This window comes from Streptomyces sp. CBMA123 (assembly GCF_014596465.1).
Classification (GTDB): domain Bacteria; phylum Actinomycetota; class Actinomycetes; order Streptomycetales; family Streptomycetaceae; genus Kitasatospora.
Genome location: NZ_MECK01000387.1, coordinates 1 through 3584, shown reverse-complemented (window position 1 = coordinate 3584; position 3584 = coordinate 1). Strand labels below are relative to the sequence as shown.

Genomic DNA, 3584 nt, shown 5'->3' with positions numbered 1-3584 from the left:
CCGTGGCCGGACGCGGCGGGCGCGCTCCCCGCCCCGCGGCCCGCGCCCGGCCCCGCCGCCGACGAAGGCCTGGCCCGTCGGCTCAAGGCGCTGGCCTGCACCGCCCCGCTGCACGACCTGGACAACCGCAAGGTCAACCTGGCCGGTGAGTACGGCGGCTACGCGATGGCCGAGGTCGGCCTCGCCGCGATCGACCTGGTCACCCTGCACATGGACTTCGACACCGGGGCCGACCGCGACATAGTGCTCGCCCGGATGCTGCCCCGGGTCGCCGCCCAGGCCCCGCACCGGCCGGCCCCCGAGCACGAGCGGGTCGCCCGCTGGGTGCTGGAGTCGCTGATCAACGTCGGCAGCGTGGACCGCGGCTTCCGCGCCGTCTACGGCACCTTCGGCGCCGACGGCGAGTACGTCCGCCGCGACTACGACTTCAAGCTGATCGAGGAGGTCCCCGGCCCCGACGGCGGCGTCTACCTGCGCACCACCGACGAGGCCGTCAACGTCCTGGTCGGCGCGCTCGACACCGACGTCACCTCGGCCCAGATCGCCGCCGAGGTCAAGCTGGAGGTGCTGATCCGCCGCGGCCGCCTGGCCGACGCCCAGCTCGCCGCCGAGCAGGCCCGCTACCGCACCGTCCAGTACGCCGAGACGCTGCGCCGCGCCCTCGACGCCACCCGCCGCAACGTCCGCGCGGTCGACTGGATGAAGGCCGTCCCGGACCTCATCGACGAGGCGCTGGACCACATCGCCGACCGCTACCGGCACGAGAACGCGATTCTCACCAACATCCGCAAGGCCCGCGACGAGGCCGAGCCAAACACTCCCGAAGGGGCGGAGCACAAGCGCCGCGCCGCCGAGCTCCTCGACATCGTCAAGGACTGCATCCGACGCCACACGAAGCTGCAGACCCGGCTGCTGGAGGCCGGCCCGCTGTTCCGCGCCGAGCAGGACCGCCAGGCCTTCGCCACCCCCGGCGCCCGCAGCGGCATCGACCTCTACGGCCAGCTCCTCGCCCCCGTGCTGCGGCTGCCGATAGAGCAGGCCGTCCGCCCCACCGGCGCCTTCTTCGCCCGCGGCGCCGGCCTGCGCACGCCCGTCTCGGTCCGCGTCGCCGACCTGGTCGACCTGCTGCTCACCCCGCCGGTCGAGCGCGAACACCTCGGCGCCGAACTCCCCGACCCGGACCTCGTCGCCACCCCGGACGACAGCCGCTTCTCCGAAGCCCAGCTGGAGGCGGCCCAGGAACTGCTCGACCTGCCCCCGGACGCCCCCCGCCGGCTCTCCGGCCTGCTCGCCGACGCCCGCCGGCAGGACCCGGAACTCCCGTACCTGGTCGCCCTGCTGGCCGTGCACGCGGCCAGCCCGCCGGTCGGCACCGCCTACCGCCAGGGCGAGGAGCGGCTGCTGTTCGCCGTGGACGACGGCACCCCGCTGCACGACCGGGAGTTCGGCGGCGCCGACCTGATCGTCGGCAGCGTCCTGCTCGACGCGGTCGGCATGGCCGCCGACCGCAAGGACGCCGGCTGACCGGCCGGGCAGTGACTTTCCAGGCACCCACGTTGACGAACCGAAACCACCGCGCCACCCCCGAGGAGCACCGCCCGTGACGACCCACCACGACACGTCCTGGGCGGCCGAGACCGAACCCGCGGCCCCCGCGCCGATCACCCCGGCCGACGTCGCCGACGCCGCCCGGCTGGTCTCCTTCGGCCTCCAGGCCAAGCTGCTCCCCGCCCGCGACGTCGAGTACGCCGAACTCGTCCGCCGCCACCGCGAGGACCCGCCGTTCGCCCGCCTCGCCGACGCCATCGCCACCGGCATGGGCCTGGTCGTCCTGGAGGTCTCGCCGCGGGCCGGCATGGCCGTCGCCGCCGCCGAGGAGTCGCTGTTCGCCGTCCGGATGGGCGACTACTCGCGCCGCGCCGCCTCCGAGAGCACCGACCGCTTCCTGCACGGACTGGCCCACCTCGCCGTCGCCGCGATGGCCTTCCCCCGCCCCGAGGACCTCGCCGACGACGGCTACCTCGGCCGGATCACCGTCAACGGCGTCGACTCCTTCGTCCGCCAGGCCTGCCGCCGCCTGGAAGAACAGGCCGACACCGAGGGCGCCAACACCGACCCGGCCTCGGACGCCCCCGGCCTGGAGGCCGCCTGGCGGGTCTGGGCCCGGCGCACCGCCACCGGCGCCACCAAGGACGCCCGCCGGCTCTCCGGCTCCACCATCGGCATCGTCGCCAAGGCCGTCATGTTCCTGGTCGACTCCGGCTTCCTGCAGAAGGTCTCCGACGACTCCGGCGGCACCTACCGCACCACCGCCCGCTACCAGCTCCAGGTCCGCGACCTGGCCGGCAGCGCGGCGATGGCGGAACTGCTCGACCTCGGCGTCGTCCCGGTCTCCGACGGCACCGCCAGCCTGCTGCCGCCGGACACCGGCGACGAGCTGGTCGCCGACGCCGGCCTGCCGTTCCACTCGCTCTGACACCCGTCCGACTCACGTAGACAGCACGGAGAACCGCCGCACATGTACGAGCTCAACCGGGTCCGCCTCTACTCGATCGGACCGGCCGGCGCCCGCTACGCCGACACGGTGCTCGACCTGCGCGGCGTCGGCGAGCCCGTCGCCGACCCGGCCCCGCAGCAGATCGGCCTGTTCGGCGAGGAGACCGACGGCCCGGTCCGCCGCCCCGCCCCGGCCGGCGTGCTCTTCCTGGAGAACGGCGGCGGCAAGTCCGTCCTGCTCAAGCTGATCTTCTCGGTGATGCTCCCCGGCCACCGCAACACCCTCGGCGGCGCCAGCTCCGGCGTGCTGCGCAAGTTCCTGCTCGCCGACGACTGCGGCCACGTCGCCCTGGAGTGGCAGCACACCGTCACCGGCGAACTGATCGTGGTCGGCAAGGCCAGCGAGTGGCGCGGCCGCCAGGTCTCCTCCGACCCGCGCAAGTTCGCCGAGACCTGGTACTCCTTCCGCCCCGGCCCCGGACTCACCCTCGACTCACTGCCGGTCGCCGAACGGGTCAGCCTGGTCGGCGACCAGAAGGCCCGCGGCCGCCGCCGCACCATGAAGGGCTTCCGCGACGCCCTCACCGAGGCCGGCAAGGCCCACCCCCACCTCGACCTGGTCTTCGAGGACGGCCACGACCGCTGGACCGAACACCTCGGCGAACTCGGCCTCGACCCCGAACTCTTCCGCTACCAGCGCGAGATGAACGCCGACGAGGGCGAGGCAGCCGGCCTCTTCGCGGTCAAGCAGGACAAGGACTTCACCGACCTGCTGCTGCGCGCCGTCACCGACACCCGGGACACCGACGGCCTGGCCGACCTCGTCCACGGCTTCGCCGCCAAGCTCGGCCTGCGCGCCGAACTCACCGCCGAACGCGACTTCACCGCCGGCTCGCTCGACCTGCTGGAACGCATCGTCGAGTCCACCACCGCCCGCGAGACCGTCCGCGAGGCCCACCGCACCGCCGAGCGCCGCGCCCGCCGTCTCGCCCACGCCCTCACCTCCCGCGCCGCCGCCGAGCGCGACCGCGCCCAGGACCTCGCCGTCGAGGTCGCCGCCGCCGCGCGCGCCGCCACCGCCGCCGAGT

2 protein-coding genes and 1 pseudogene are annotated in these 3584 nt (G+C 74.5%); all 3 read left to right on the top strand.

Annotated elements, in window-relative coordinates; all coding sequences use genetic code 11:
- Nucleotides 1-1524: hypothetical protein (locus BG452_RS31355; RefSeq protein ID WP_223242992.1), on the top strand; the 1524-nt coding region annotated here is incomplete at its 5' end.
- A 76-nt stretch (nucleotides 1525-1600) separates the two neighbouring features.
- Nucleotides 1601-2476, top strand: coding sequence for a hypothetical protein (locus tag BG452_RS31350; RefSeq protein WP_188307739.1), 876 nt, complete (start codon nucleotides 1601-1603; stop codon nucleotides 2474-2476).
- A gap of 42 nt (nucleotides 2477-2518) precedes the next feature.
- A pseudogene (locus BG452_RS31345) lies at nucleotides 2519-3584 on the top strand (hypothetical protein); the annotation flags it as partial.